Origin of the sequence: Demequina activiva (assembly GCF_016862815.1) — a bacterium.
In the GTDB taxonomy this organism is placed as follows: domain Bacteria; phylum Actinomycetota; class Actinomycetes; order Actinomycetales; family Demequinaceae; genus Demequina; species Demequina activiva.
In genome coordinates this window covers 20,364-43,266 of the sequence record NZ_BONR01000006.1, presented here as the reverse complement: position 1 = coordinate 43,266, position 22,903 = coordinate 20,364, and the positions used below count along the sequence as shown (strand labels likewise).

Below are 22,903 nucleotides of genomic sequence, written 5' to 3'. Positions count from 1 at the left end.
GCGCGCATGTCCGAGCGCCGTCCTAACCTGAGCGCATGGGAAAGGTACGCGTCTTCATCGCCAGCTCGATCGACGGCTTCATCGCCGGACCTCATGACGACATCGCGTGGTTGGAGGCGGCGAGGCCACCGTGGGCTCCCATGGCGTCCGGCCGCTGGGCCGACTCCCCCACCGACGCCTTGGGCTTCGACACCTTCATGGCAGACGTGGGGGCGATCCTCATGGGCAGGCGCACGTTCGACGTGGTCTCCGCGATGGGCGGCGACTGGCCGTATGGCGACACGCCGATGCTCGTGGCGACCGGACGGCCGCTGGAAGGCGCCCCCGCGACGGTGACAGGCGCATCGGCCCCCATCGCCAACCTCGTCGACGAGGCGACCAGGATCGCCGGCGGCAAGGACATCTACGTCGACGGCGGCAGCGTGGTGCGCCAGGCGCTCGACGCGGAGCTGATCGACGAGATGGTGGTGACCGTCCACCCCACCGTGCTCGGGGCCGGTCACGCGCTGTTCGCTGGTGCGCAGTCGCGCCACCACATCACCGTCGCGGACGTGCGCCGCTATGGGGACGGCATGGTGCAGCTCACGCTCGTGCCGGCGCGTGAGCCGCGCGACGAGCGCCCCGTTCCCGACGACGGCGGCCCTGCCGATGCGGATGGCGAGCTGCCGAACGGTCTCGCCTAGCCGCCGGAGACGCTGAGCTCGGCCTCCCGCAGGCGCTCCTCGAGGTCCGGGGTGATCTCCTGCGTGTCGAGCCAGCCGTCCGGGCAGGCCGGCCGCTTGGGCGTTCCCTGTCGCCCGCGGGCTCCCTCGGCCGCCGCGCCCGGGTAGGGCTCGTCGAGCGGCAGCGAGTCGAGCAGCTCACGCAGCTGTGCCAGCGTCTCGACCAGCCCGAGCGAGCGTCGCAGGTCGCCGCCCACCGGATAGCCCTTGAGATACCAGGCCATGTGCTTGCGGATCTCGCGCATGGCCTTCTGCTCGTCGTCACCGAAGAAGCGCACCATCAGCTCGCCATGACGGTAGATCGTGTCCGCGACCACGCGCAGTCCCGGCTGCACGCGATCGGCGCGCCCCTCGAAGGCCGCCTGGAGATCCGCGAACAGCCAGGGACGGCCCTGGCACCCGCGTCCCACCACCACGCCGTCACAGCCGGTCTGCTCGACCATGGTCAGCGCGTCCTCGGCGGCCCAGATGTCGCCGTTGCCGAGCACCGGGATGGTGGTGACGGCTTCCTTGAGGCGCGCGATGGCGGTCCAGTCCGCGGTTCCGGAGTAGTACTCAGCGGCCGTGCGCGCGTGCAGCGCCACCGCGGCTGCGCCTTCGCGCTCGGCCATGCGGCCCGCGTCCAGGTAGGTCAGGTGGTCGTCGTCGATGCCCTTGCGCATCTTGACGGTGACGGGGATGTCGCGGCGCGAGGCCTCGCGGACGGCGGCGCGCACGATGTTGCGGAACAGGTCGCGCTTCCACGGCAGCACCGCTCCCCCGCCCTTGCGGGTCACCTTGGGCACCGGGCAGCCGAAGTTCATGTCGATGTGGTCCGCCCGGTCCTCCTCCACCAGCATCCTCACGGCTGCGCCGATGGTCGCGGGGTCCACCCCGTACACCTGCACGGAGCGCGGGGTCTCGTCGGGGTCGTGGTGGATGATGCGCAGGCTCTCCGGCGTGCGCTCGACGAGAGCGCGCGACGTCACCATCTCCGCGACGTAGAGTCCGCCGCCGTGCTCGCGGCACAGCCGTCGGAACGCGGCGTTGGTGATGCCGGCCATGGGCGCGAGCACCACGGGGGTGTCGACCTCGAGAGGGCCGATGCGCAGAGGCGGCAGGACGCGGGAGGTCGCCTGAGCGGAGGTGGTCATGCCTCCATTGTCGCCGATGGATCCGGCTCGATGTCCTCCACAGCGATCGCGTCGCGCCCCACCACCAGTGCGGCGATGCCGGTGGTCAGCGGCACGGCCAGCACCAGGCCGATCGAGGTCACGAGCGTGCCGACCACCTCCTCCGCGATCTCCGCACCCGTCAGGGTGGTGCCGAGCGGCGAGTCGTAGAGGCTGATGAGCATGATCGCCGGCAGCGCAGCGCCCACATACGCGAAGGCGATCGTGTACACGGTGGAGGCGATGTGATCGCGGCCGATGCGCATGCCGCGCTGGAAGAGACTCCATCGCGAGATCTCTGGCCGGGCCGCGCGCAGCTCCCAGATCGCCGAGGACTGGGTGACAGTGACGTCGTTGAGCACGCCCAGACCGGCGATGACGATGCCGCACAGCACGAGACCCTGGAGGTCGACCGAGCGTCCAGACAGCTCGAGGTGGCTGCCCTCCTCCGACCAGATGCCGGTCAGCCGTGAGGCGCCCACCGCCCACCATGCCAGGACGGCGGTGATCGACAGCCCCGCGATGGTGCCCAGGTACGCAGTGGTGGTGCGCGCGTTGATGCCGTGGGCGAGGTAGAGGAGCAATGCCAGCGCGCCCGAACCGGTCACGAGGCCCGTGATCAGCGGGTTCGCACCGTCGAACAGCGCTGGCACCGTGAAGAAGATGACCACGCCGAAGGCCGCCACCAGGCCCAGCAGAGCGCCGATGCCCCGCCATCGGGCGATCGCGATCACGAGCAGCACGTAGACGACCAGCAGGAACAGCATGGGGCCGTCGCGCTCGAAGTCGCCGAAGATGAGCTCGCCCGTCTCGAGCTCCAGGGCGCGCACCTGATCGCCCACCTCGTACTCGAACGTGCCGAGATCGGCGGGAGGCAGCTCGCGAAGCTCTCCCGACGGGTCGTCAACGACGGTCACCTGCGCCGCGCCGGTGGACTCGTCGACGGAGCGCACCTCGACGCTGACCCATTGCGCGCCCGAGTACGTCACGGGCACGGACCGCAGCAGCGACCAGTCCGAGGGCCACACGGCGAGCGCGCCGAGCGTGGTGAGGAACAGCACCGCGCCCACGATCACGGCGAGCACGATCGTGGTGCGCTCGGACGCGCGAGGCGCCCGCTCGAGCGCGTGCGAGTGTCCGGCGCCCATCGTGGCGTCTACGCCCCGATCAGGCGCGTCGCGAGGTAGGCCTGCACCTGGGACAGCGCCACGCGCTCCTGCTGCATGGTGTCGCGGTCGCGAATGGTCACCGCCTGGTCATCCTTGGTGTCGAAGTCGACCGTGATGCAGTACGGCGTGCCGATCTCGTCCTGGCGGCGGTAGCGCTTGCCGATCGCCTGCGTGACGTCGAGGTCGACGTTCCACGCGCCGCGCAGCTCCTTCGCGAGCGCCTCGGCGGTGGGCAGCAGCTCCTCGGACTTGGACAGCGGCAGCACCGCGGCCTTGACGGGCGCGATGCGCGGGTCGAGGTGCAGCACGGTGCGCTTGTCGACGCCGCCCTTGGTGTTGGGCGCCTCGTCCTCGTCGTAGGCCTCGACCAGGAAGGCCATCAGCGAGCGGGTGAGGCCGGCGGCGGGCTCGATGACGTACGGCGTGTAGCGCTCGTTCGTGGCCGCGTCCAGATAGGACAGGTCCTTGCCGGAGTGCTCGGCGTGCGTCGACAGGTCGAAGTCCGTGCGGTTGGCGATGCCCTCCAGCTCGCCCCACTCGGAGCCGGTGAAGCCGAACCGGTACTCGACGTCCGTGGTGCCCTTCGAGTAGTGCGAGAGCTTCTCCTGCGGGTGCTCGTACAGGCGCAGGTTGTCGCGCGCGATGCCCAGGTCGACATACCACTGCAGGCGGGTGTCGATCCAGTACTGGTGCCACTCCTCGTCCGTGCCGGGCTTGACGAAGAACTCCATCTCCATCTGCTCGAACTCGCGGGTGCGGAAGATGAAGTTGCCAGGCGTGATCTCGTTGCGGAAGGACTTGCCGATCTGCCCGATGCCGAACGGGACCTTCATGCGCGAGGTGCGCTGGACGTTGTCGAAGTTGACGAAGATGCCCTGGGCGGTCTCGGGGCGCAGGTAGTGCAGGCCGGACTCGTCCTCGGTCACACCCAGGTAGGTCTTGAGGAGGCCGTTGAACATCTTGGGCTCGGTCCACTGGCCACGCGTGCCGCAGTTGGCGCACGCGACCTCGGCGAGCCCGCCCTCGGGCGCGCGGCCCTTCTTCTCCTCGAACTCCTCCAGCAGGTGGTCCTCGCGGTAGCGCTTGTGGCAGCTGAGGCACTCGACCAGCGGGTCCACGAAGGCCTTGAGGTGGCCCGACGCCTCCCACACCTTGGGCGGCAGGATCACGGAGGAGTCGAGGCCCACGATGTCATCGCGGCTGGAGACCATCGACCGCCACCACTGGCGCTTGATGTTCTCCTTGAGCTCCACTCCGAGCGGCCCGTAGTCCCACGCGGAGCGCGTGCCTCCGTAGATCTCTCCGCAGGGGAACACGAAGCCGCGGCGCTTCGCGAGCGAGATCACGTTGTCGAGGCGGGACGGCTGTGCCACTGAGGTGCTCCTTGAGGGTCGGCGGGAATGCGCGCACAGTCTATCGGTGCCCACCCACGGCCGAGGCGAGGCCGCCTGAGATGCACGTCAGACGGCGCACGCTGAGTGACAATGATTATCAATCGTGCTACCGTTCCTCTCATGCCACTCTCCCGAATCCTCCTTGCTGGCGGCGCCATGACCACCCTGGTGCTGGCAGGCTGCGCTACCGAGTCCACCCCCGAGAACGCCTCCGGAGGCGGTGACGCCTCGCTCGCCGTCGGTGCGTCGTTCTACCCGCTCCAGTTCGTCGCCGAGCGCGTGGGCGGCGAGGACGTCGAGGTCGTGTCCCTCATCTCCGCAGGCGTCGAGCCTCACGACGCCGAGCTCTCCCCCGCGATCGTGCGCTCGATGCAGAGCATGGACTCGGTCCTGTACCTGAGCGAGTTCTCCGCTGCCGTCGACGATGCGATCGACACCACCGGCGTGCGAGCCCTCGACGCGCACCACATCGTCGAGGAGCACACCGAAGCCGTCGCCGCGCGCGCAGAGTCGGAGCACGACCACGAGGACGGCGCTGCGCACGACGAGGACGAGGCTCACGAGGATGAGGCGCACGCCGACGACGACGGCCACGGCCACGGAGACGCGGACCCGCACTTCTGGCTCGACCCCACCCTCGTGTCCGAGCTCGCCGACGACGTGGCCGCGGAGTTCGCGGAGCTCGACCCCGACAACGCGGCGGACTACGAAGCGCGCGGGGAGGAGCTCAAGGGCGAGCTCGCCGCGCTCGACGACTCGTTCACCCAGAGTCTCGAGATCTGCGAGCGCCGGGACGTTTTCGTGAGCCACGAGGCGTACGGCTACCTGGCGACGCGCTACGACCTTCACCAGCAGGGGCTGTCCGGCCTCGATCCCGAGGCGGAGCCCTCGCCGGCCCGTGTGCGTGAGATCCGCGACCTGGTCGAGGACACCGGCGCGACCACGATCTTCACCGAGTCGCTCGTCAGCGCGAACGTGGCGGACTCGCTCGCCGAGGACGTGGGCGTCAGCACGGCCGTGCTCGACCCGCTCGAGTCCATCACGGACGGGGACGACTACCTTGGTGTCATGACCCGCAACCTCGAGGCGCTCAGGTCCGGACTTGACTGCGGCTGACCCCTACGACCACCACGACGCCTCGCCCGCCATCACGGCGCGCGAGGTGCGCGTGCGCCTGGGCGGGCTCGAGATCCTGCACGGCATCGACCTCGATGCCTATCCGGGCGAGGCGGTGGCGATCATGGGAGGCAACGGCTCCGGAAAGTCCACCCTGGTACGCGCGCTCGTGGGAGCCCTGCCTGCGTCCGCGGGCTCCATCTCGGTGTTCGGGAGCCCGCGCTCCCGCGCCACGGCAGCGCGCATCGGCTACGTCCCCCAACGCGCATCTGCGGGGGGCGGCGTCACCGCGACCGCGCGCGAGGTGGTGCAGTCAGGTCTGCTCGGCGCGGGCCAGCTGCTGCTGCCGCGGGATGCGAAGGCCCGGGCCCTCGCGGCGCTCGACGACCTCGGAGTGGCGAACCTTGAGAGCCGGGACATCGCCTCCCTCTCCGGTGGCGAGCAGCAGCGCGTGCTCATCGCGCGTGCGCTGGTGCGCGACCCCGATCTGCTCATCCTCGACGAGCCCATGGCTGGCGTCGACGTTCCCAGCCAGGAGGCGCTGTCCCAGGCGCTCACCGCACGGCGCGATGCCGGTGCGTCCATCATCATCGTGCTTCACGAGCTGGGCGTGCTCGCGCCCCTGGTCCACCACGCGGTGGTCCTCGAGCACGGATGCGTCACGCACATCGGCGAGCCGCCGCGCGCTCTCGGCGTCCACGCCCTTCCAGGCCACGATCACGTCCACGCGCACGCCGACCTGCCCCAGCCGGACGGCTCGACGTTCTCCTGGGAGGTGCGACCATGATGGACCTGCTGACGGACCCGCTCGTCCAGCGGATGATGATCGTCGCGATCCTGGTGGGAGCCACGGCCCCGGTCGTCGGCACCTACCTGGTCCAACGGCGCATGTCGCTCCTCGGTGACGGCATCGGCCACGTGGCTCTCGCCGGAGTGGCGGCCGGATGGCTCGCCGGCTCGTGGGCCGGGCTCGCACAGCAGGACGCGCTCGCGATCCCCGGAGCGATCGTGTTCGCCGTCGTCGGCGCGGTGGTCATCGAGCGCATGCGTGCTCGCGGCATCGCGGCTGCGGACGTGATCATGGCCATCATGTTCTACGGCGGCATCGCAAGCGGCGTGCTGCTGATCTCCGCCGCCGGCGGCTCGAACGCCAACCTCATGGGATACCTCTTCGGCTCGATCTCGACGGTCGGCTGGACGGACGTGTGGACCACCGCCGCCCTGTCCATCGCGATCCTGGTGATCGGCGTGGGCCTGCGCGCCTCGCTGTTCGCCGTCACCCATGACCAGGAGTTCGCACACTCGGTGGGCCTGCCGGTGGGCGCGCTCAACATCGTGGTCGCCGTCCTGGCCGCCGTGACGATCACGGCCTCGATGCGCGTGGTGGGCGTGCTGCTCGTGAGCGGCGTCATGATCCTTCCGGTCGCAGTCAGTCAGATCGTCACCCGGTCGTTCTCGCGCACCATGGCCGTGGCGATGGCGATCGGCGTGGGAATCTGCGTGACCGGCGTGGGCGTGACGCTCTTCCACGATCTGCAGCCGGGCGCCCTCATCGTGGTCCTGGGAGTGCTCCTGTACACCGTGGTAGCGTCCAGTGCCGGACTCGCGAGACATCGCCGCCGTCAGCGCGATCACGCGATCCACCGGCTCGATGACGCCTCGCAGACGGAAGGTGCGCCCGCATGACCGACGCGGATGAGACCCCCGTCCTGCGCATGACCAAGCAGCGCACGGCCATCCTGGACGCGCTCGCCGGCACCGACGAGTTCCGTTCCGCGCAGGCGTGGCACGACATGCTCCGCCACGACGGCTCCTCCGTGGGGCTGGCCACCGTGTACCGCTCGCTGCAGGCGCTGTCGGAGTCAGGGCAGGTCGACGCCGTCGTGACGCCGTCCGGCGAGACCCTGTACCGGCGCTGCGGAGCCCTGGATGAGCACCACCACCACCTGCGCTGCCGCGTGTGCGGCACCGCCGAGGACATCGAGGTGCCCGAGTTCGAGGAGTGGGCCACGCGTATCGCCAAGGAGCGCGGCTTCGAGCGGATGGACCACACCGTCGAGATCACGGGAGTCTGCGCGGCCTGCGCCGCCAAGGGCCACTGATGGTCGGCGTTCCGGATGCCCTGGAGGGGCTGGGCTGGTGGGCGATCGTCGCGTTCCTCTTCGTCGTGGTGCTGCTGCGGGCGCAGGGCACCTACTGGGCGGGGCGGTGGCTGCGCCGAGGCGCTGACTCCGTCGCGGACCGGCCGGCCGAGCCTCCGGAGGACCCGCATGGCGACCCCGCGCGGAGGCTTCGACCGCCCACCCGCTCCTCGCGACTCGCGCGCATCCTGTCGGGGCCCGAGATGGACCGGGCACAGCGGTTCCTCGAGCGATGGGGCTTCGTGGGCATCCCGCTGAGCTTCCTGACGGTGGGCTTCCAGACGCTCGTGAACGCGACCGCGGGCTACATCCGCATGCGCTGGGACCTCTACACCTTGGCGATGCTGCCCGGCTGCATCGCGTGGGCGTGCGTGTACGGCGTGGTGAGCCTGTCGCTCATCGAGATCTGGAGGACCTCGCCGTGGCTTCTGCTGGGGGTGCTGGCCGCCGTCGTCCTGGTCGCGTGGGCCACGACTAGGCTGCGCCGAAGCGCCGGTTCCGGCGCGCGTACTCCTCGATAGCGGTCCACAGGTGAGTGCGGTCCACGTCGGGCCACAGCACGTCGCTGAACACGTACTCGGCGTACGCCGCCTGCCACGGCAGGAAGTTGCTCGAGCGCTGCTCGCCGCTCGAGCGCCAGAACAGGTCCACGTCCGGCATGTCAGGCTCGTCCAGATGCGCGGCGAGCGTCTTCTCGCTCACCCGGGACGGGTCGATCTCCCCCGCCGCCGCCTTGATCGCGATGGCACGCGCCGCATCGGCGATCTCCGCTCGCCCGCCATAGTTGACGCACATGGTGAGCGTGAGGACGGAGTTGTCCGCCGTCATCTCCTCGGCGCGCTCCAGCTCGTCGATCACCGACTTCCAGAGCCGAGGGCGGCGGCCGGCCCACCTCACGCGCACCCCCCACTCGGCCATCTGGTCCCGGCGCCGGCGAATGACGTCGCGGTTGAAGCCCATGAGGAAGCGCACCTCGTCCGGGCTGCGCTTCCAGTTCTCGGTGCTGAACGCGTACGCGCTCACCTGCTTCACACCCATCTCGACCGCACCCGCGACCACGTCGAGCAGTGCCGCCTCTCCCCTGGCGTGCCCCTCGGTGCGCGGCAGGCCCCGCTGCTTGGCCCACCGGCCGTTGCCGTCCATGACGATCGCGACGTGGGCCGGGACGGCCGATGCGGGCAGGGCAGGCGGCGTCGCGCCACCAGGGTGAGGGAACGGCTGCGCGAAGGTCACGGGCGTCAGCCTAGCGGCGCGTCCAGCGTGGGATGGCGGAGCACCACGGGCTCGCGGTCCACTAGGGGCAGGCTCCGCACCTTGCGCTCGAGGTGGAACTGCGTGTATGCCGCGATCAGTCCTGCGGCGTCGCGACGGTGGCGCTGATCGGAGGCATCGGCGCCCCGCCAGTTCCCTTGCAGGAGCGCCTCGAGCAGCGAGAACGTCTCCGGAGCGGGCGCCGCGGAACCTGGCGGGCGGCATGCCTCGCACACGGCGCCGCCGCCAGCCACCACGAACGCGCGGTGGGGACCCTCGCGCCCGCAGCTCGCGCACGCGTCGAAGCTGGGCTCGTACCCTGCGAGCGCGAGCGAGCGCAGCAGGAACGAGTCCAGGACCAGGCCCGGATCGTGCTCGCGGCGGCTCAGGGAGCCGAGTGCGCCGTGCAGCAGACGGTACTGGTCCCATGCGGGCTCGCGCTCGTGGTCCACCAGCTTGTCCGAGGTCTCGACCATCGCCGTCGCCGCCGTGTAGAGGCCGTAGTCCTCCACGATGCGCCGGGCGTAGGGCTCCTTGGTCTCCACCTGACTGACGATGTCGAGATTGCGACCCTCGTACAGCTGCACGTCGATGAGCATGAACGGTTCGACGCGCGATCCCCACCGGCTCGACGTGCGACGAACGCCCTTCGCGACCGCACGCACCTTGCCGTGACGCTTGGTGAGCATCGTGACGATGCGGTCCGCCTCACCCAGCTTGTGGGTGCGCAGCACGATCGCATCGTCTCGGTACAGGGGCACCCCACCATTGTCGCGCGCCGCGACGCCGGTCCGACGCATGGCGCGCCACCCGGCAGGGCCGGAAAAGTTCACCTGGCACCCCCACAAGTGGGGATACCGCACAGTGGTGGCCGTGGGTACCGTCGGTGCCACGACCTTGGTCGTCGCGCCGTCACTGGGGGGAGGCGACGCGAGGAGGGGCGGTGCTCATCGCACCGCCCCTCGTCACGTCTGCGGGCCCTCGGCGCCGTCAGTCCGGCAGCACGCGCCCCAGCGAGATCGACTCATCCTCGGTCCATCCCAGCGAGGCGTAGAGCGCGGCCACCGCGACGTTGCTCGCGCGCACCTGGAGATTGACCTTGCGGCATCCCAGCGCGTGGAGCTCGGACACCGCGTGCTCCACGAGCGCGCTGGCGATCCCCTGGCGCCTGCGCCCGGGGGCCACCGCGAGGTGGTACAGCCACCCCCGCACGCCGTCGTAGCCCGCCATCAGCGCACCCACCACGCCCGTGCCCGGCTCGTCGGCGACCCAGAACAGCTCGGGGTCCCGAGCGAGCTTGCGCGCGATCATGCCGCGAGGCTCGTTGCGTGGCGGATCATCCGCGAACACCTCCGCCCACAGCGATGCCACCGCATCGGTGTCGGCGACGTCGAAGCGCCGAATCACCGTGGTCACGCGCCCTCCTCCTCCGCTCGCGCCGAGATGCCGGCCAGCAGCATCTCAAGACCCACGTCGAAGGAGGATCCGAAAGAGTAGCCCGGCCGCATCACGTGCTCGGACGTCAGTCGCGCCAGCTGGGGGTACGCGCCAGACGCGAAGGCGGCCACCACCTCGTGCGCGACCTCCGCGATCTGTTCACCGCCCTGCGCCGGGAGGTTCGCCTCTTGAAGCGAGAACCCGTAGACGTAGCTGTCGAGCACGGCGTACGCGTGGGCCATGCGATCGAGCGGCAGCCCGCCGCGATCGAGGGTGGCGAGCATCGCCTCGTGGTGGCGCAGCAGTTCGGGTCCAGGCGAGGTCCGCGACTCCAGCAGCGGTACGGACCACGGGTGCTCAACGAGCACTGCGCGCGTCGAGCGGCAGCGCTGCCGCAGCGCGTCGATCCAATCGAGGTCGGGCGACGGCAGCTCCATCTGCGCGAAGACACGGTCCACCATCCAGTCAAGCAGGCTCTCCTTGCCGTCGACATGGTGATAGAGCGTCATCGGGCGCGTGCCCAGGTGGTCCGCGAGCGCACGGATGGTCAGGGACTCGAGTCCCGACTGGTCCGCGAGCGTGATCGCCGCGTCGACGATGCGCTCGCGGGACAGCTTGACCTTGCGTTGTGCCTGATCAGTCACGGGTCTCCTCTGAATCTGCCCCAAGGGCTTGATTATCGTACTAAGTACGTCTACAGTCGAGACTATCACTCGTACAAAGTACGACAACTCACGACACGGGGAGAGACATCATGACCGCCCACAGCATCACTACCGCCTCCGAGAACTCCGCTGGTGCAGAGCACCACGGCACCGTCACGATGCGCGCCGCAGTCCAGCGCCGATACGCCGGACCCGAGACGATTCGCATCGAGACGGTGCCCACTCCTCAGCCAGGTGCGGGCGAGGTCCTCATCGCGGTCCGCGCCGCTGGCGTCGACCGCGGTGTGTGGCACGTCGCCACGGGCCGACCGCTGGTGATGCGCCTCATGGGCTTCGGCCTGCGCCGCCCGTCCCAGCCAATCCAGGGCTCGGACGTCGCGGGCGTGGTCGTCGCCGTCGGCAACGGCGTCACACGCTTCGCGGTGGGCGACGAGGTGTTCGGAAGTGCCGCGGGATCGTTCGCGGAGTACGCCGTCGCCAGGCAGGACAGGCTGACCACGAAGCCCGCGGGCATGGACTTCTCGCGCGCTGGCGCGCTGCCGGTCTCCGCAGTGACCGCACTTCAGGCGGTGGAGGAGTCCGCGAAGGTCGAAGCCGGCCAACGCGTCCTCGTGCTGGGAGCCTCCGGCGGCGTCGGTTCGTACGCGGTACAGATCGCGGTCGCGGCCGGCGCGTATGTCACTGGCGTCGCGAGCGCGGCCAAGGCGGACCTGGTGCGCGAACTAGGCGCTGAGCGCGTTCTCGACTACCGGACCACTGATGTGACCTCGCTTGACGAGCACTACGACGTGATCATCGACGCTGGCAGCCTCACCTCGCTGCGCCGCCTTCGGAGGATCCTGTCGTCCGACGGCACGCTGGTGATCGTCGGTGGCGAGGGCGGCGACTCACTCGTCGGCGGCGCCGGACGCACGCTCTGGGCGCCGCTGGTGTCGCTGTTCACCTCGCAGAGACTGATGGGGTTCCTCTCCGAGATGACAGCCGAGCGCCTCGAGCGCGTCCGCGCGATGGTCGAGTCCGGCGAGGTCCGAGCGCCCGTGAGCCGTACCTACCCACTGGACAGCGCAGCCGAGGCCGTGAAGGACCTGGCCGCCGGCAAGGTCTCCGGCAAGGCCGTGGTCACCGTCGGCTGAACCGAGGTTCGCGTCCGCCCAACCGCCTCACGGCAGGGCGGACGCGAACCACGCAGGCGCTGAGCCCGCCTCAGCGGGCGGAGCGGTTGACCGCCGAGATGATCGCCTTGAGCGTCGCGGTGGTGATCGACGGGTCGATGCCGACTCCCCACAGGATGTCGTCGCCGATCTGGCACTCGACATAGGCAGCGGCCTGGGCGTCGCCGCCGCCCGTCATGGCGTGCTCGTGATAGTCGAGCACCTCGACCTTCACTCCCCGCGTGCCCAGAGCGGCCACGAACGCGTCCACCGGACCGTTGCCCGAGCCCTCGACCGTCACGGTGGCGTCGCCGTCGCGGATGTCCGCCGCGAGCGTGTCCGGCCCCTCGTCCGAGGAGGACGCCCGGGTGCCGTGGAGCGCGAAGCGTCCCCACTGCGCCTCCCGCGCCGCAGCAGGCAGGTACTCATCGTGGAAGATGTTCCAGATGTCCTCGGCCGTCTGCTCCGACCCGGTCGCATCGGCCGCTACCTGGACCACCCGGGAGAACTCGATCTGCAGGCGCCGCGGCAGGTCGAGGTTGCGCTCCGTCTTGAGCAGATATGCGACGCCACCCTTGCCGGACTGCGAGTTGACGCGGATGACGGCCTCGTAGGAGCGGCCCACATCCTTGGGGTCGATCGGCAGGTAGGGCACGCCCCACACGATGTCGTCGACGGTGGCGCCCTCGCGCTCCGCGCGCGCCTTCATCGAGTCGAAGCCCTTGTTGATCGCGTCCTGGTGCGAGCCGGAGAAGGCGGTGAACACCAGGTCCCCTCCCCACGGGTGGCGCGGGTGGACGTCCAGCTGATTGCAGTACTCGACGGTGCGGCGGATGCCGTCGATGTCGCTGAAGTCGATCTGCGGATCGATGCCCTGGCTGAAGAGGTTCATGCCCAGCGTCACCAGATCCACGTTGCCGGTGCGCTCGCCGTTGCCGAACAGGCAGCCCTCGATGCGATCCGCGCCGGCGAGGTAGCCCAGCTCGGCGGCGGCCACAGCGGTGCCGCGGTCGTTGTGCGGGTGCAGGCTCAGCACCACGGAGTCGCGGTAGTCGAGGTGGCGGTTCATCCACTCGATCGAGTCCGCGTAGACGTTGGGCGTCGCCATCTCCACCGTCGCCGGCAGGTTGATGATCACCTTGCGGTCAGGCGTGGGCTTCCACACGTCCAGCACCGCGTTGCAGACCTTCACCGCGTACTCGAGCTCGGTGCCGGTGTAGGACTCGGGGCTGTACTCGTAGAACACCTGGGTGTCCGGGATGGTCTCCTCGAACTTCTGGCACAGCATCGCCCCATGGGTGGCGATGTTCATGATCTCGTCCTCGTCGGCACGGAACACGACCTCGCGTTGGAGGATGGAGGTCGAGTTGTACAGGTGGACGATCGCGTTCTTCGCGCCCCTGATGGACTCGTAGGTGCGCTCGATGAGGTGCTCGCGAGCCTGGGTCAGCACCTGGATGATGACGTCATCCGGGATGTGGTCCTCCTCGATGAGCTTGCGGACGAAGTCGAAGTCCGTCTGGCTCGCGCTCGGGAAGCCCACCTCGATCTCCTTGTATCCCATCCGTACCAGGAGGTCGAACATGCGCATCTTGCGCTCGACGTTCATGGGCTCGATGAGGGCCTGGTTGCCGTCGCGCAGGTCGACGGCGCACCAGCGCGGGGCCTTGTCGATGCGCTTGCCGGGCCACGTGCGGTCCGGCAGGTCCACGGTGATCTGCTCGTGGAACGGGCGGTACTTGTGGATCGGCATGGCCGATGCGGTCTGGTCGCCTGAGGTGTAGTAGTCACTCATGTCTGGGGTCCTTCGTCGGGGTCTGTGGCTGGTGTCAGCCGGCGCGACAGCCTCCGCGACGAGGAGCCGGCCTGGTTCTAGGCCTCGTCGCGGCGACGAAGGAGCAGCGAGAGTGCACGCATGCGTTCACCATAGCGGACGGCCGATGCGCGGGTCACCTGTCGATGCGCTTGTCCGCCCTTCGGGACACCGCGCCTGCTCACGATATCCCCCTCTTGACGTTCGTACTAAGTACCACTATCGTGGAGATCACTTCTGGTACTAAGTACGAAACATCGTGAGGAGACAACCATGACCACCGACAACGCCACCACCACGAACTCCATCAAGGACGCGCCGTGGTACGCCGTCCCCACCATCCTGGCGATCCTCATGCTGAGCTCGGGCTGCTTCTTCGCGCTCCTGGCGCTCGGCATCTCGACCCTGGCGGGAACCGGCTACTGAGCTGACACGCCCATGGGCCCCGGTCACCGTGGAGGTGGCCGGGGCTTCGTGCGTCGTGGGTGGATGCCCACCCGCTCAGAAGCCCAGGCGACCCAGCTGCTTGGGGTCGCGCTGCCAGTCCTTCGCGACCTTGATGTGGAGATCCAGGTACACCCGGCGTCCCAGCAGGCGCTCGATGCCCTCGCGAGCCTGGGCGCCCACCTCCTTGAGCCGCGAGCCGCCGCGGCCGATGATGATGCCCTTCTGGGAGTCGCGCTCGACGTACAGCTGGGCGCGGATCTCGAGGACGTCGCGCGTGGCCATCTCCGCGTCGGGCTCGAGCATCTCCTCGATGACCACTGCGATGGAGTGCGGAAGCTCGTCCCGCACGCCCTCGAGCGCTGCCTCGCGGATCAGCTCGGCGACGCGGACGTCCTCGGGCTCGTCCGTGACCTCGCCGTCCGGGTAGAGCGGAGGCCCCTCGGGAAGGTGCTTGACGAGCACGTCCACGAGGGTGTCGATCTGGATGTCCTTGATCGAGCTCACCGGAACGATGTCCGCCCAGTCCCCCAGCTGCGACACCGCCAGCAGGTGCTCCGCGACCTTCTCCCGCGACACGGCGTCCACCTTGGTGACGATCGCGACCACGGGGGCGCGCGCCTCGGATACCTCCCGCGCGATCCACTGGTCGCCGGGGCCCACCTTCTGGTCCGCCGGCAGGCAGAACCCGATCACGTCGACCTCGGAGAACGTCTCGCGCACGAGGTCGTTCAACCGCTCTCCGAGGAGGGTGCGCGGGCGGTGGAGTCCGGGGGTGTCCACCACGACCAACTGCGCGTCGTCGCGCGTCAGCACGCCACGGATCGCGCGCCGTGTGGTCTGAGGTCGGGAGGACATGATCGCGACCTTCTCCCCCACCAGCGCGTTCATGAGCGTGGACTTGCCCACGTTGGGCCGTCCCACGAAGCAGGCGAAGCCGCTCCGGTGCTGGCTCTCAGTCATCCTGGTTCTCCTTGTCTTGGGGCGCGCGCTCGACCACGACCGAAGTGAGGCGCCGGCGACGGCCCTCGACACGGTCAGCGGTGAGCACCAGCCCATGAGCCCGTGCGCTCGCGCCCGGAATGGGGACCTTGCCCAACGCCTTGGACAGCAGGCCGGCGGCGGTCTCCACATCATCATCGTCGATCTCGAGCTCGAACAGCTCGCCCAGCTCGTCCAGCGGGTAGCGGGCGGGGACGCGGAAGCGGCCCTCGGACACCCGTTCGGCCTCGGGCGCGGAGCGATCATGCTCGTCGACCACCTCGCCCACGATCTCCTCGAGGGCGTCCTCGATCGTCACCAGACCGGCCACGCCGCCGTACTCGTCGACCACGATCGCCATGTGGAACACCTCGTCCTGCATGCGCCTCAGCAGATCGTCGACGGGCACAGACTCGGGGACGAACTCCGGCTCGCGCATGAAGCTGTCCACGGGACGCTCGAGCGCCGTGGCGTCATCCCAGGTCAGCTTCACCACGTCCTTGAGGTAGAGCACGCCCACCGTGTCGTCCACGTCCTCCCCGATGACCGGAACTCGCGAGAAGCCTGAGCGCATGAACAGCACCATGGCCTTGCGGGCGCTGGTGCCGGCGGCGATGGTGATCATGTCCGTGCGAGGGACCATCACCTCGCGGGTGAGGGTGTCGCCGAGGCTGACCACGGACCGCAGGAGCTCCGCGTCCTCCTCCTCGAGCGCGTCCTGCGCGCGCTCCACGAGGTCCTCCGGCTCCGCGAGCGGCGGCATCTGCAACGCGGGCACGATCGCGCGCACGGGCGTCGTGATGCGGATCAGGAACCACGCCACCGGGGCGAGCAGCGCGAGCGAGTTCAGAGGATGGCGGCGGGCGATCTGGCGCGGGAACGCCCGGATCAGCAGCAGCGAGACGGACACGGCGATCGCGGCGGCGACCACAGCGACCACCAGGACAGGCCAGCCCATGTCCACCACCAGGTCCGCGACGATGAGCGTGAGGCACACCATCGCGATCGCCTCGAGCGTCGCGTACGCGACGGAGGCGGCATCGTCCGTCTGGGCCGGGATGGCGGCCAGGCGCGCGGCGGAGGTGGGTCTCCCATCGGGCCGCCTGCGCTGCGCGAGCTCGCGCTCCTGGGCGTGCGGAATCTGCTCGAGAGCGGCGACCACGGCGTGGAGCACTGCTGCGCCGATCACGCTGAACGCGCCGGCGAGGACCAGCGTCAGCAGGATGGTTCCGCTCACGTGTTCCCTACGCGCGTTCCGCGAGGAAGGTCAGGAGCAGTCGTCGCTGCAGGGCGAACATCTCCTTCTCCTCCTCGGGCTCGGCGTGGTCGTAGCCGAGCAGGTGGAGGATGCCGTGCGTGGTCAGCAGCAGCATCTCCTCCTCAGCCGTGTGGCCCGCTGCCGCAGCCTGGCGCGCCGCGACGGTGGGGCACACGACGATGTCGCCCAGCAGGCCCGGCGGCGTGGGCTCGTCCGCGGTGCCGGGGCGCAGCTCGTCCATGGGGAAGCTCAGCACATCCGTGGGGCCGGGCTCGTCCATCCACTGGAGGTGCAGCTGCTCCATGGCAGCCTCGTCCACGAACAGGATGGCGAGCTCTGCGCCGTCCGCGACGTGCATCTCCTTCAGCACGTAGGTGGCGAGCTCGGAGAACTCGACCTCGTCGACGTCCGCGTCCGTCTCGTTGTTGACGTCGATCACTGCTGGCCCTCCGGTCGGGTGAAGCGTCGCTGCTGACCGCCGCCGCGCGGAGCGCGAGACTCGTCGTCCTTGGCATACGCCGTGATGATGTCGCTCACCAGGCGGTGGCGCACCACGTCCTCGGCGCTGAGCTCGCAGATCGCGATGTCGTCGATGCCGGCGAGCACCTCACGGGAGGACCGCAGCCCGGACATGGTCCCCCCGGGCAGGTCCACCTGGGTGACGTCTCCGGTGACCACCATGGTGGAGCCGAAGCCCAATCGCGTGAGGAACATCTTCATCTGCTCGCGCGTGGTGTTCTGCGCCTCGTCCAGGATCACGAACGCATCGTTGAGCGTGCGCCCGCGCATGTAGGCCAGCGGCGCGACCTCGATGGTGCCGGCCTCCATGAGGCGCGGAATCGACTCGGGGTCCACCATGTCGTGCAGGGCGTCGTACAGCGGCCGCAGGTAGGGGTCGATCTTCTCGTTGAGGCCACCAGGCAGGAAGCCCAGGCGCTCGCCGGCCTCGACGGCCGGCCGCGTCAGGACGATGCGGTTGACCTTCTTGGCCTGCAGGGCCGCCACGGCCTGTGCCATCGCCAGGTACGTCTTGCCGGTTCCCGCAGGCCCGATGCCGAACGTCACCGTGTGATTCTCGATCGCGGTCACGTAGTCCGCCTGCCCCTGCGTCTTGGGGCGGATGGTGCGACCGCGTGAGGACAGGATGGAACGGGACAGCACGGAGACCGGAGAGGCCGCCGATGCGCCCGCGCCTGCCGCTCCCGCCGCGCCTCCAGCGTCGGCTGCCGCAGCGGCGACGCCCCTGGCGGCACTGAGGATTCGCACGGACTGGCGCGCGACGTCAGGGGTGAGCGGCACTCCGGCGGCCATGACGGAGCGCAGCTCCTCGATCGCGGTCGCCGCCGCCGCCACGTCCGCCTCATCGCCCGTGAGCGAGATGCGGTTGCCGCGCACGTGGAGGTCCACGCCGGGGAAGGCTCGCTCGATCTCCTTCATCACGCTGTCACCGCTGCCCATCAGCTCGGGCATGCGCTCGGCGTCCTCGATGACCACCACTCGATTCGCGCTCACACCAGGCTCCCCTCGAGGCCGGCGCCGCCCAGGACGTGGCCGTGTGCATGGAACACCGTCTGGCCCGCGGAGGCTCCGGTGTTGAAGATCCATGTGTACTCCCCACCGCACTCGCGGTCCGCGATGTGCTGCGCCGCGGTCGCCATGGCGGCGAGCTCGTGCGGAGCCGCAGCGGCGATCGCCGCGACGTTCGGCGCGTGGGTGCGCGGCACCACGAGAACGTGGGTCTCGGCCTTGGGCGCGATGTCGCGGAACGCCACCACGTGGTCGTCCTCGAAGACCTTCTCCGCCGGGATGTCGCCGGCGATGATCGAGCAGAACAGGCAGTCGTCACTCATACGGCTAGCGTAGGCCCCCGTCTGCCGGGCCGTCAGCCTCACCGGAGGCGACGTCCCAGGTCCCCCGTACCGCAGCGAGCGCCGCGATGGCGGCAGGGCCGGCGCTCGAGGCGCGCAGCACGTGCGGCCCCAGCACCACCGGCCGTGCACCCGCGGATCGCAGCTGCTCGAGCTCGTCATCGGAGATCCCGCCCTCGGGACCCACGATCAGCCACACCGGCTGACGCGGGTCCTCCCAGGGCACCGCCGTGAGCGGCCCGGCGGCGGCCTCGTGCAGCACCAGCACGCACGCGCCGTCCCCCACCGCGTCAGCCACCAGTCGGGTGAGCTGAGCGGTGCTCACGACGGCGTCGACCGACGCCACCCGTGCGCGGCGGGACTGCTTGGTCGCGGCGACCACCAACGCGGCCCACTTGTCCCTCGCCTTGTCCGCCTTGGGCCCGCGCCACTGCACGATGCTGCGCTGCGCCCCCCAAGGCACGATGCGCGTGGCTCCGAGCTCGATGGCCGACTCGACCGCCTGCTCGTCGCGGCCACCCTTGGCGAGCGCTTGGACGAGCACCACCTCGGCGTCGTGATCCTGCGCCACGGCGGCGACGCGCACGCGCATCTGGCCACCACCCGCCTCGATGATCTCGCCACTGGCGCGACGGCCGAGCCCATCGACCAGGTCCACCGCCTCACCCACGGCTCGCCGCTGGACGGTCACTGCGTGCCGCCCCTCGTCCCCATCGACCGCGAGCACGTCGCCAGGGCGCGCATCGGCGGCCTTGGGGCAGAGGAAGACGGGGGCGCTCACGACGGCGCTCAGCGTGGCTTGAACGCGCCGCGCAGGCGCGAGAACACCCCGCCGCCGATCGGAGCGAGGTTCGAGGACGGCATCTCCTCGCCGCGCAGCGCCGCGAGCTGACGCATCAGCTGCTCCTGCTCCGCGTCCAGCTCGGTGGGCGTATGCACGTCGAGGTGGACGAACAGGTCTCCGCGGCCCGCACGCTGCAGCCTTCCGACGCCCAGGCCCTTGAGCTTGATGGTGGTGCCCGCATGCGTGCCGGGACGGATCTCGACCGGCTGGTCTCCGTCGAACGTGTCGACGGACATCGCTGCGCCCAGCGCCGCCGCGGTCATCGGCACCTCGAGGGTGCAGTGCAGATCGTCCCCCCGGCGCTCGAACGTGGGGTGCTGCTTCTCGCGGATCTCGACGTACAGGTCGCCCTTGGGTCCGCCGCCCGTGCCGGCATCCCCGGCACCGGCGAGCCGGATGCGCGTGCCGGTCTCGACGCCGGCGGGGATGTCCACGGACACCGTGTGGCGGGAGTGCGTGCGCCCCTGACCGGAGCAGTCCGCGCACGGCTGCTTGATGATCGAGCCGTAGCCGCCGCACGTGGGGCACGGCGACTGCGTCATGACCGGTCCCAGAAGGGAGCGCGCGGTGCGCTGGATCATGCCCTGGCCATTGCACTGACGGCAGGTCTCCGGTGAGGTGCCGGGAGCGCAGCACGATCCCTTGCAGGTCTCGCAGCGGTCCGCGAGGTCGACCTGAACCTCGCGCTTGACGCCGAACACCGCCTCCTCGAGCGTGACCGTGGTCTGGACGAGCGTGTCGCCGCCCCGCTGCGTGCGCGAGGCGGGGCCGCGCTGGGCAGCGCCGCCGAACGGCGAGCCGCCTCCACCGAAGAACTGCTCGAAGATGTCCTCGAAGCCGAACCCCTGAGGGCCGCCCTGCGCGCCAGCATGCCCGGCGCGCGGGTCCACGCCGCGGTCGTACTGAGCGCGCTTGTCCGCGTTGCCGAGCACCTCGTACGCCGCTGCGACGTCCTTGAACTTGTCCGCGGACTCGGGGCCCGCGACGTCAGGGTGCAGCTCGCGCGCCAGCTTGCGATAGGCCTTCTTGATGTCCGCCTCGGTGGCGTCGCGATCGACGCCCAGGGTGGCGTAGTAATCGTTCACTCGTTCTCCACGACTCTCGACAGGTAGCGGGCGACGGCACGCACGGCGGCCATCGTCCCTGGGTAGTCCATGCGGGTGGGACCCAACGCGCCCAGCAGCGACGTCGCGTCGCCGCCGGGGCCGTATCCCGCCGCGATGATGCTGGTGCGTGCGAGGGACTCGTTACGTGTCTCCGCGCCGATGCGCACGGACACGTCCTGGCCCTCGCCGGCCATCTCATGCAACAGCCGGAGCAGCACGACTTGTTCCTCGAGCGCGTCCAGGACCGAGCCGATCGCGTCCGACTCGAAGTCAGCACCGGCACGCGCCAGGTTGGACGCGCCTGCGAAGACCACGCGCTCCACGGTGCCGCCACGAGCGGCGGCGACCACGGCATCGGCCACCGGGGAGGCCCAGGCCACCTGTTCCGGCCGCGCCGTCCACCCGTTCAGCGACGCCTGCAGCGCCGCCGGCGTGTGGCCCACGGACACCTCGTTCACCTCGCGCGCGATCCGCTCGAACTCCTCGTCGGGAACCGCCTGACCCAGCGCGACCGTCGACTGCTCGACTCGCGCATCGGCGGACACGACGACCACCAGCGCGCGGTCGATCCCCACGCGCACGAGCTCCACGCGGCGCACCGCGGACTCCCGCAGGCTCGGGTACTGGACCACGGCGACCTGGCGGGTGAGCTGGCTCAGCAGGCGGACCGAGCGCTCGACCACGTCGTTGAGGTCCACGGCATCGGACAGGAAGGTCTGGATCGCGCGCTTGTGAGGATCCTGAAGGGCCGATGCCGCGAGGGAGTCGACGAAGAACCGATACCCAGCGTCCGTGGGGATGCGCCCGGCGCTCGTGTGAGGCTGGGCGATCAGGCCCTCCTCCTCGAGCGCGGCCATGTCGTTGCGGATGGTCGCGGGCGAGACACCCAGCGCCGACTTCTCGGCGAGCGCCTTCGAGCCCACGGGCTCGGACGTCGCGACGTAGCCCTCCACGATCGCGCGGAGGACGGCTTGGCGGCGGTCCTCGCTCACGGCGCTCCCTCCTGCTTGGCACTCGACACTTCCGAGTGCTAATCCTAACGCGGCGCCCCGGCGGGTAGGTTGAGGCCCGGAGGGACCGCTGATGAACCATGCACCGCAGGACGGCATCGACGACGAGCCGGACACCGCCGTCGCAGCGCTCGCGCATCTGGGCGCGATCCTGGGGCCCGTGATTCCATGGCTCGTCTGGCTCGCACGTCGCGGCGACGATCGCTGGGCCGCCCGCGAGGCCGCCACCGCCACCAACTTCGGTCTCCTGGTGCTCGTGGCATTCATGATCGCGACTGCTGTCCGAGAGTTCGTGCCTCTGGTGGCGTTTCTCGGTACATTGGGCCAGTTGGCAGTGCTCGTAGTCGCGGTCGTGCTGTGCTACCAGGCATTCCGGACCGTCAGGCGGGGGCTGTCGGCGACGTATCCCTACGACATCAAAGTGGTGAGAACGCAATGACCGACGACAACACGACTCCCCCGCCCGAGCAGCCGGCCGCCGGCCAGCCTGCCGCAGCGCAGCCGGTGTCCGAGTCCGACGAGCGCACGATGGGTCTGCTGACCCACCTGTCCGCCATCCTGATCGGATTCATCGGCCCGCTGATCTTCTGGCTCATCTACCGCGAGCGCAGCGCCTTCCTGAACGACCAGGGCAAGGAGGCGCTCAACTTCAACATCACGGTGGCCATCGCATACGTGGTCGCGTGGATCCTGACCACCGTCACGCTGGGCATCCTGTTCTTCCTGCCCTTCCTGGTGTGGATCGTCGCCCTGATCTTCCAGATCATGGGTGGCATCGCGGCGAACAAGCACGAGAACTACCGCTACCCGTTCGCGATTCGCCTCGTGAAGTGACCCCCTGACGGGGGCACCCCCACGCTTTTCAGGGCCCGTCATCGGCCGGCAGACCGATGACGGGCCCTGATGCGTCATGGGAGCCTGGAGCCATGAACGAACAGACGCCCAACCCCACGCTTGCCGGGGCACCCCAGCTGCAGCACTCCTCCGCACCGCACGCTCCTCACGCGCCGCAGCCCATGCTCGAGTCGGAGGCCCGCACGTGGGCCATGCTGATCCACCTCATCGCGGCAGCCGCCGTCGTGCTCAGCGCGGGCTTCCTGGGCTTCGTGGTGCCGCTGGTGCTGTGGCTCATCTACCGCGAGCGCAGCGCGCTGGTGGACTTCCACGGCAAGCAGAACCTCAACCTTCAGCTCACGGTGCTCGTGGTGTCCATCGGCGCCGTGGTGATCGGCCTCGTCACGCTGTTCTTCGGCTTCATCCTCACCATCCCCGCATGGATCGCGTACGGCATCTACGCGCTCGTGATCTCGATCGTGGCGGGCGTGAAGGCCAACCGCGGTGAGTACTACCGCATCGGCCTCGTGATCCCGTTCGTGAAGTGA

27 protein-coding genes are annotated in these 22,903 nt (G+C 69.7%); 11 read left to right on the top strand and 16 right to left on the bottom strand.

Annotation, left to right across the window (positions count from 1 at the left end; genetic code table 11):
- Positions 1-35 precede the first annotated feature (35 nt).
- A complete protein-coding gene (locus Dac01nite_RS11355) occupies positions 36-683 on the top strand; it encodes a dihydrofolate reductase family protein (protein WP_203657078.1) in 648 nt (215 codons plus the stop codon).
- On the opposite strand, the gene dusB is transcribed toward Dac01nite_RS11355, so the two are convergent.
- The 3 genes from dusB to Dac01nite_RS11340 are packed head-to-tail and all read right to left on the bottom strand — an operon-like array spanning position 680 to position 4,415.
- A complete protein-coding gene (gene dusB / locus Dac01nite_RS11350; RefSeq protein WP_203657076.1) occupies positions 680-1,855 on the bottom strand; it encodes a tRNA dihydrouridine synthase DusB in 1,176 nt (391 codons plus the stop codon). The two genes, Dac01nite_RS11355 and dusB, sit on opposite strands and share 4 nt — an antisense overlap.
- Entirely contained in the window at positions 1,852-3,021 is a 1,170-nt protein-coding gene (locus tag Dac01nite_RS11345; RefSeq protein WP_203657074.1) for a YibE/F family protein, read from the bottom strand. The genes dusB and Dac01nite_RS11345 overlap by 4 nt, the downstream gene beginning before the upstream one ends.
- An 8-nt stretch (positions 3,022-3,029) precedes the next feature.
- Positions 3,030-4,415: a glycine--tRNA ligase gene (locus tag Dac01nite_RS11340; protein WP_203657072.1), complete on the bottom strand. Its 1,386-nt coding sequence runs from the start codon at positions 4,413-4,415 to the stop codon at positions 3,030-3,032.
- Positions 4,416-4,556: 141 nt separating this feature from the next.
- Between Dac01nite_RS11340 and Dac01nite_RS11335 the strand changes: the two genes are divergently transcribed.
- The 5 genes from Dac01nite_RS11335 to Dac01nite_RS11315 are packed head-to-tail and all read left to right on the top strand — an operon-like array spanning position 4,557 to position 8,214.
- On the top strand, positions 4,557-5,552 hold the full coding sequence (locus Dac01nite_RS11335; RefSeq protein WP_203657070.1) for a metal ABC transporter substrate-binding protein: 996 nt from the start codon (positions 4,557-4,559) through the stop codon (positions 5,550-5,552).
- Positions 5,539-6,339, top strand: coding sequence for a metal ABC transporter ATP-binding protein (locus tag Dac01nite_RS11330; protein ID WP_203657065.1), 801 nt, complete (start codon positions 5,539-5,541; stop codon positions 6,337-6,339). Before Dac01nite_RS11335 ends, Dac01nite_RS11330 begins: the two co-directional genes overlap by 14 nt.
- Complete coding sequence (locus Dac01nite_RS11325; RefSeq protein ID WP_203657063.1) at positions 6,336-7,238, top strand: metal ABC transporter permease; 903 nt, start codon at positions 6,336-6,338, stop codon at positions 7,236-7,238. The genes Dac01nite_RS11330 and Dac01nite_RS11325 overlap by 4 nt, the downstream gene beginning before the upstream one ends.
- Complete coding sequence (locus Dac01nite_RS11320; protein WP_203657061.1) at positions 7,235-7,654, top strand: Fur family transcriptional regulator; 420 nt, start codon at positions 7,235-7,237, stop codon at positions 7,652-7,654. Before Dac01nite_RS11325 ends, Dac01nite_RS11320 begins: the two co-directional genes overlap by 4 nt.
- Entirely contained in the window at positions 7,654-8,214 is a 561-nt protein-coding gene (locus Dac01nite_RS11315; protein WP_203657059.1) for a DedA family protein, read from the top strand. Before Dac01nite_RS11320 ends, Dac01nite_RS11315 begins: the two co-directional genes overlap by 1 nt.
- Here the strand turns inward: Dac01nite_RS11315 and Dac01nite_RS11310 are convergent.
- The 4 genes from Dac01nite_RS11310 to Dac01nite_RS11295 all read right to left on the bottom strand — a co-directional run bounded on the left by Dac01nite_RS11310 (position 8,168) and on the right by Dac01nite_RS11295 (position 11,025).
- On the bottom strand, positions 8,168-8,935 hold the full coding sequence (locus Dac01nite_RS11310; RefSeq protein WP_203657245.1) for an isoprenyl transferase: 768 nt from the start codon (positions 8,933-8,935) through the stop codon (positions 8,168-8,170). The genes Dac01nite_RS11315 and Dac01nite_RS11310 overlap by 47 nt on opposite strands.
- The gene (recO, locus tag Dac01nite_RS11305) at positions 8,932-9,705 is read right to left on the bottom strand and encodes a DNA repair protein RecO (RefSeq protein ID WP_203657057.1); all 774 of its coding nucleotides are present in this window, start codon (positions 9,703-9,705) and stop codon (positions 8,932-8,934) included. Before recO ends, Dac01nite_RS11310 begins: the two co-directional genes overlap by 4 nt.
- Positions 9,706-9,934: 229 nt before the next feature.
- Entirely contained in the window at positions 9,935-10,360 is a 426-nt protein-coding gene (locus Dac01nite_RS11300; protein WP_203657055.1) for a GNAT family acetyltransferase, read from the bottom strand.
- A complete protein-coding gene (locus Dac01nite_RS11295; RefSeq protein WP_203657054.1) occupies positions 10,357-11,025 on the bottom strand; it encodes a TetR/AcrR family transcriptional regulator C-terminal domain-containing protein in 669 nt (222 codons plus the stop codon). The genes Dac01nite_RS11300 and Dac01nite_RS11295 overlap by 4 nt, the downstream gene beginning before the upstream one ends.
- 110 nt (positions 11,026-11,135) lie before the next feature.
- Here Dac01nite_RS11295 and Dac01nite_RS11290 point away from each other — a divergent pair, with 110 nt between their 5' ends.
- Complete coding sequence (locus Dac01nite_RS11290) at positions 11,136-12,179, top strand: NAD(P)-dependent alcohol dehydrogenase (protein ID WP_239066635.1); 1,044 nt, start codon at positions 11,136-11,138, stop codon at positions 12,177-12,179.
- A gap of 70 nt (positions 12,180-12,249) precedes the next feature.
- Here the strand turns inward: Dac01nite_RS11290 and leuA are convergent, their stop codons facing one another.
- A complete protein-coding gene (gene leuA, locus Dac01nite_RS11285) occupies positions 12,250-13,992 on the bottom strand; it encodes a 2-isopropylmalate synthase (protein WP_203657051.1) in 1,743 nt (580 codons plus the stop codon).
- 291 nt (positions 13,993-14,283) lie between these two features.
- Here leuA and Dac01nite_RS11280 point away from each other — a divergent pair, with 291 nt between their 5' ends.
- Positions 14,284-14,436, top strand: coding sequence for a hypothetical protein (locus tag Dac01nite_RS11280; RefSeq protein ID WP_203657049.1), 153 nt, complete (start codon positions 14,284-14,286; stop codon positions 14,434-14,436).
- A gap of 75 nt (positions 14,437-14,511) precedes the next feature.
- On the opposite strand, the gene era is transcribed toward Dac01nite_RS11280, so the two are convergent.
- The 8 genes from era to hrcA are packed head-to-tail and all read right to left on the bottom strand — an operon-like array spanning position 14,512 to position 21,503.
- Entirely contained in the window at positions 14,512-15,417 is a 906-nt protein-coding gene (gene era / locus Dac01nite_RS11275) for a GTPase Era (RefSeq protein ID WP_203657047.1), read from the bottom strand.
- Complete coding sequence (locus Dac01nite_RS11270) at positions 15,410-16,672, bottom strand: hemolysin family protein (protein WP_203657044.1); 1,263 nt, start codon at positions 16,670-16,672, stop codon at positions 15,410-15,412. The genes era and Dac01nite_RS11270 overlap by 8 nt, the downstream gene beginning before the upstream one ends.
- 7 nt (positions 16,673-16,679) lie before the next feature.
- Positions 16,680-17,132, bottom strand: a complete 453-nt coding sequence (gene ybeY, locus Dac01nite_RS11265; protein ID WP_203657042.1) for an rRNA maturation RNase YbeY — start codon at positions 17,130-17,132, stop codon at positions 16,680-16,682.
- A complete protein-coding gene (locus tag Dac01nite_RS11260) occupies positions 17,129-18,298 on the bottom strand; it encodes a PhoH family protein (RefSeq protein ID WP_203657041.1) in 1,170 nt (389 codons plus the stop codon). Before Dac01nite_RS11260 ends, ybeY begins: the two co-directional genes overlap by 4 nt.
- Positions 18,202-18,543, bottom strand: coding sequence for an HIT domain-containing protein (locus tag Dac01nite_RS11255; RefSeq protein ID WP_203657039.1), 342 nt, complete (start codon positions 18,541-18,543; stop codon positions 18,202-18,204). The genes Dac01nite_RS11260 and Dac01nite_RS11255 overlap by 97 nt, the downstream gene beginning before the upstream one ends.
- Positions 18,544-18,547: 4 nt before the next feature.
- A complete protein-coding gene (locus Dac01nite_RS11250) occupies positions 18,548-19,342 on the bottom strand; it encodes a 16S rRNA (uracil(1498)-N(3))-methyltransferase (protein WP_203657031.1) in 795 nt (264 codons plus the stop codon).
- An 8-nt stretch (positions 19,343-19,350) separates the two neighbouring features.
- A complete protein-coding gene (gene dnaJ / locus Dac01nite_RS11245; RefSeq protein WP_203657029.1) occupies positions 19,351-20,490 on the bottom strand; it encodes a molecular chaperone DnaJ in 1,140 nt (379 codons plus the stop codon).
- A complete protein-coding gene (hrcA, locus tag Dac01nite_RS11240; protein ID WP_203657027.1) occupies positions 20,487-21,503 on the bottom strand; it encodes a heat-inducible transcriptional repressor HrcA in 1,017 nt (338 codons plus the stop codon). Before hrcA ends, dnaJ begins: the two co-directional genes overlap by 4 nt.
- A gap of 91 nt (positions 21,504-21,594) precedes the next feature.
- Between hrcA and Dac01nite_RS11235 the strand changes: the two genes are divergently transcribed.
- The 3 genes from Dac01nite_RS11235 to Dac01nite_RS11225 all read left to right on the top strand — a co-directional run bounded on the left by Dac01nite_RS11235 (position 21,595) and on the right by Dac01nite_RS11225 (position 22,903).
- Positions 21,595-21,960 (top strand): magnetosome magnetite crystal formation protein family, encoded by a 366-nt coding sequence (locus Dac01nite_RS11235; protein ID WP_203657025.1) that lies wholly within the window; start codon positions 21,595-21,597, stop codon positions 21,958-21,960.
- Positions 21,957-22,355, top strand: coding sequence for a DUF4870 domain-containing protein (locus Dac01nite_RS11230; RefSeq protein ID WP_203657024.1), 399 nt, complete (start codon positions 21,957-21,959; stop codon positions 22,353-22,355). The genes Dac01nite_RS11235 and Dac01nite_RS11230 overlap by 4 nt, the downstream gene beginning before the upstream one ends.
- Positions 22,356-22,447: 92 nt before the next feature.
- Complete coding sequence (locus Dac01nite_RS11225) at positions 22,448-22,903, top strand: DUF4870 domain-containing protein (protein WP_203657023.1); 456 nt, start codon at positions 22,448-22,450, stop codon at positions 22,901-22,903.

What these genes read in the sequence shown, in the direction of transcription:
- Dac01nite_RS11335 (WP_203657070.1), top strand. Translation starts at nt 4,557, where the DNA reads ATGCCACTCTCCCGAATCCTCCTTGCTGGCGGCGCCATGACCACCCTG.
- Dac01nite_RS11325 (WP_203657063.1), top strand. Translation starts at nt 6,336, where the DNA reads ATGATGGACCTGCTGACGGACCCGCTCGTCCAGCGGATGATGATCGTC.
- Dac01nite_RS11235 (WP_203657025.1), top strand. Translation starts at nt 21,595, where the DNA reads ATGAACCATGCACCGCAGGACGGCATCGACGACGAGCCGGACACCGCC.
- leuA (WP_203657051.1), bottom strand. Translation starts at nt 13,992, where the DNA reads ATGAGTGACTACTACACCTCAGGCGACCAGACCGCATCGGCCATGCCG.
- Dac01nite_RS11320 (WP_203657061.1), top strand. Translation starts at nt 7,235, where the DNA reads ATGACCGACGCGGATGAGACCCCCGTCCTGCGCATGACCAAGCAGCGC.
- Dac01nite_RS11355 (WP_203657078.1), top strand. Translation starts at nt 36, where the DNA reads ATGGGAAAGGTACGCGTCTTCATCGCCAGCTCGATCGACGGCTTCATC.
- Dac01nite_RS11280 (WP_203657049.1), top strand. Translation starts at nt 14,284, where the DNA reads ATGACCACCGACAACGCCACCACCACGAACTCCATCAAGGACGCGCCG.
- Dac01nite_RS11345 (WP_203657074.1), bottom strand. Translation starts at nt 3,021, where the DNA reads ATGGGCGCCGGACACTCGCACGCGCTCGAGCGGGCGCCTCGCGCGTCC.
- era (WP_203657047.1), bottom strand. Translation starts at nt 15,417, where the DNA reads ATGACTGAGAGCCAGCACCGGAGCGGCTTCGCCTGCTTCGTGGGACGG.
- Dac01nite_RS11290 (WP_239066635.1), top strand. Translation starts at nt 11,136, where the DNA reads ATGACCGCCCACAGCATCACTACCGCCTCCGAGAACTCCGCTGGTGCA.
- Dac01nite_RS11315 (WP_203657059.1), top strand. Translation starts at nt 7,654, where the DNA reads ATGGTCGGCGTTCCGGATGCCCTGGAGGGGCTGGGCTGGTGGGCGATC.
- dusB (WP_203657076.1), bottom strand. Translation starts at nt 1,855, where the DNA reads ATGACCACCTCCGCTCAGGCGACCTCCCGCGTCCTGCCGCCTCTGCGC.
- Dac01nite_RS11260 (WP_203657041.1), bottom strand. Translation starts at nt 18,298, where the DNA reads ATGGATCTTCAACACCGGAGCCTCCGCGGGCCAGACGGTGTTCCATGC.
- Dac01nite_RS11255 (WP_203657039.1), bottom strand. Translation starts at nt 18,543, where the DNA reads ATGAGTGACGACTGCCTGTTCTGCTCGATCATCGCCGGCGACATCCCG.
- Dac01nite_RS11225 (WP_203657023.1), top strand. Translation starts at nt 22,448, where the DNA reads ATGAACGAACAGACGCCCAACCCCACGCTTGCCGGGGCACCCCAGCTG.
- Dac01nite_RS11230 (WP_203657024.1), top strand. Translation starts at nt 21,957, where the DNA reads ATGACCGACGACAACACGACTCCCCCGCCCGAGCAGCCGGCCGCCGGC.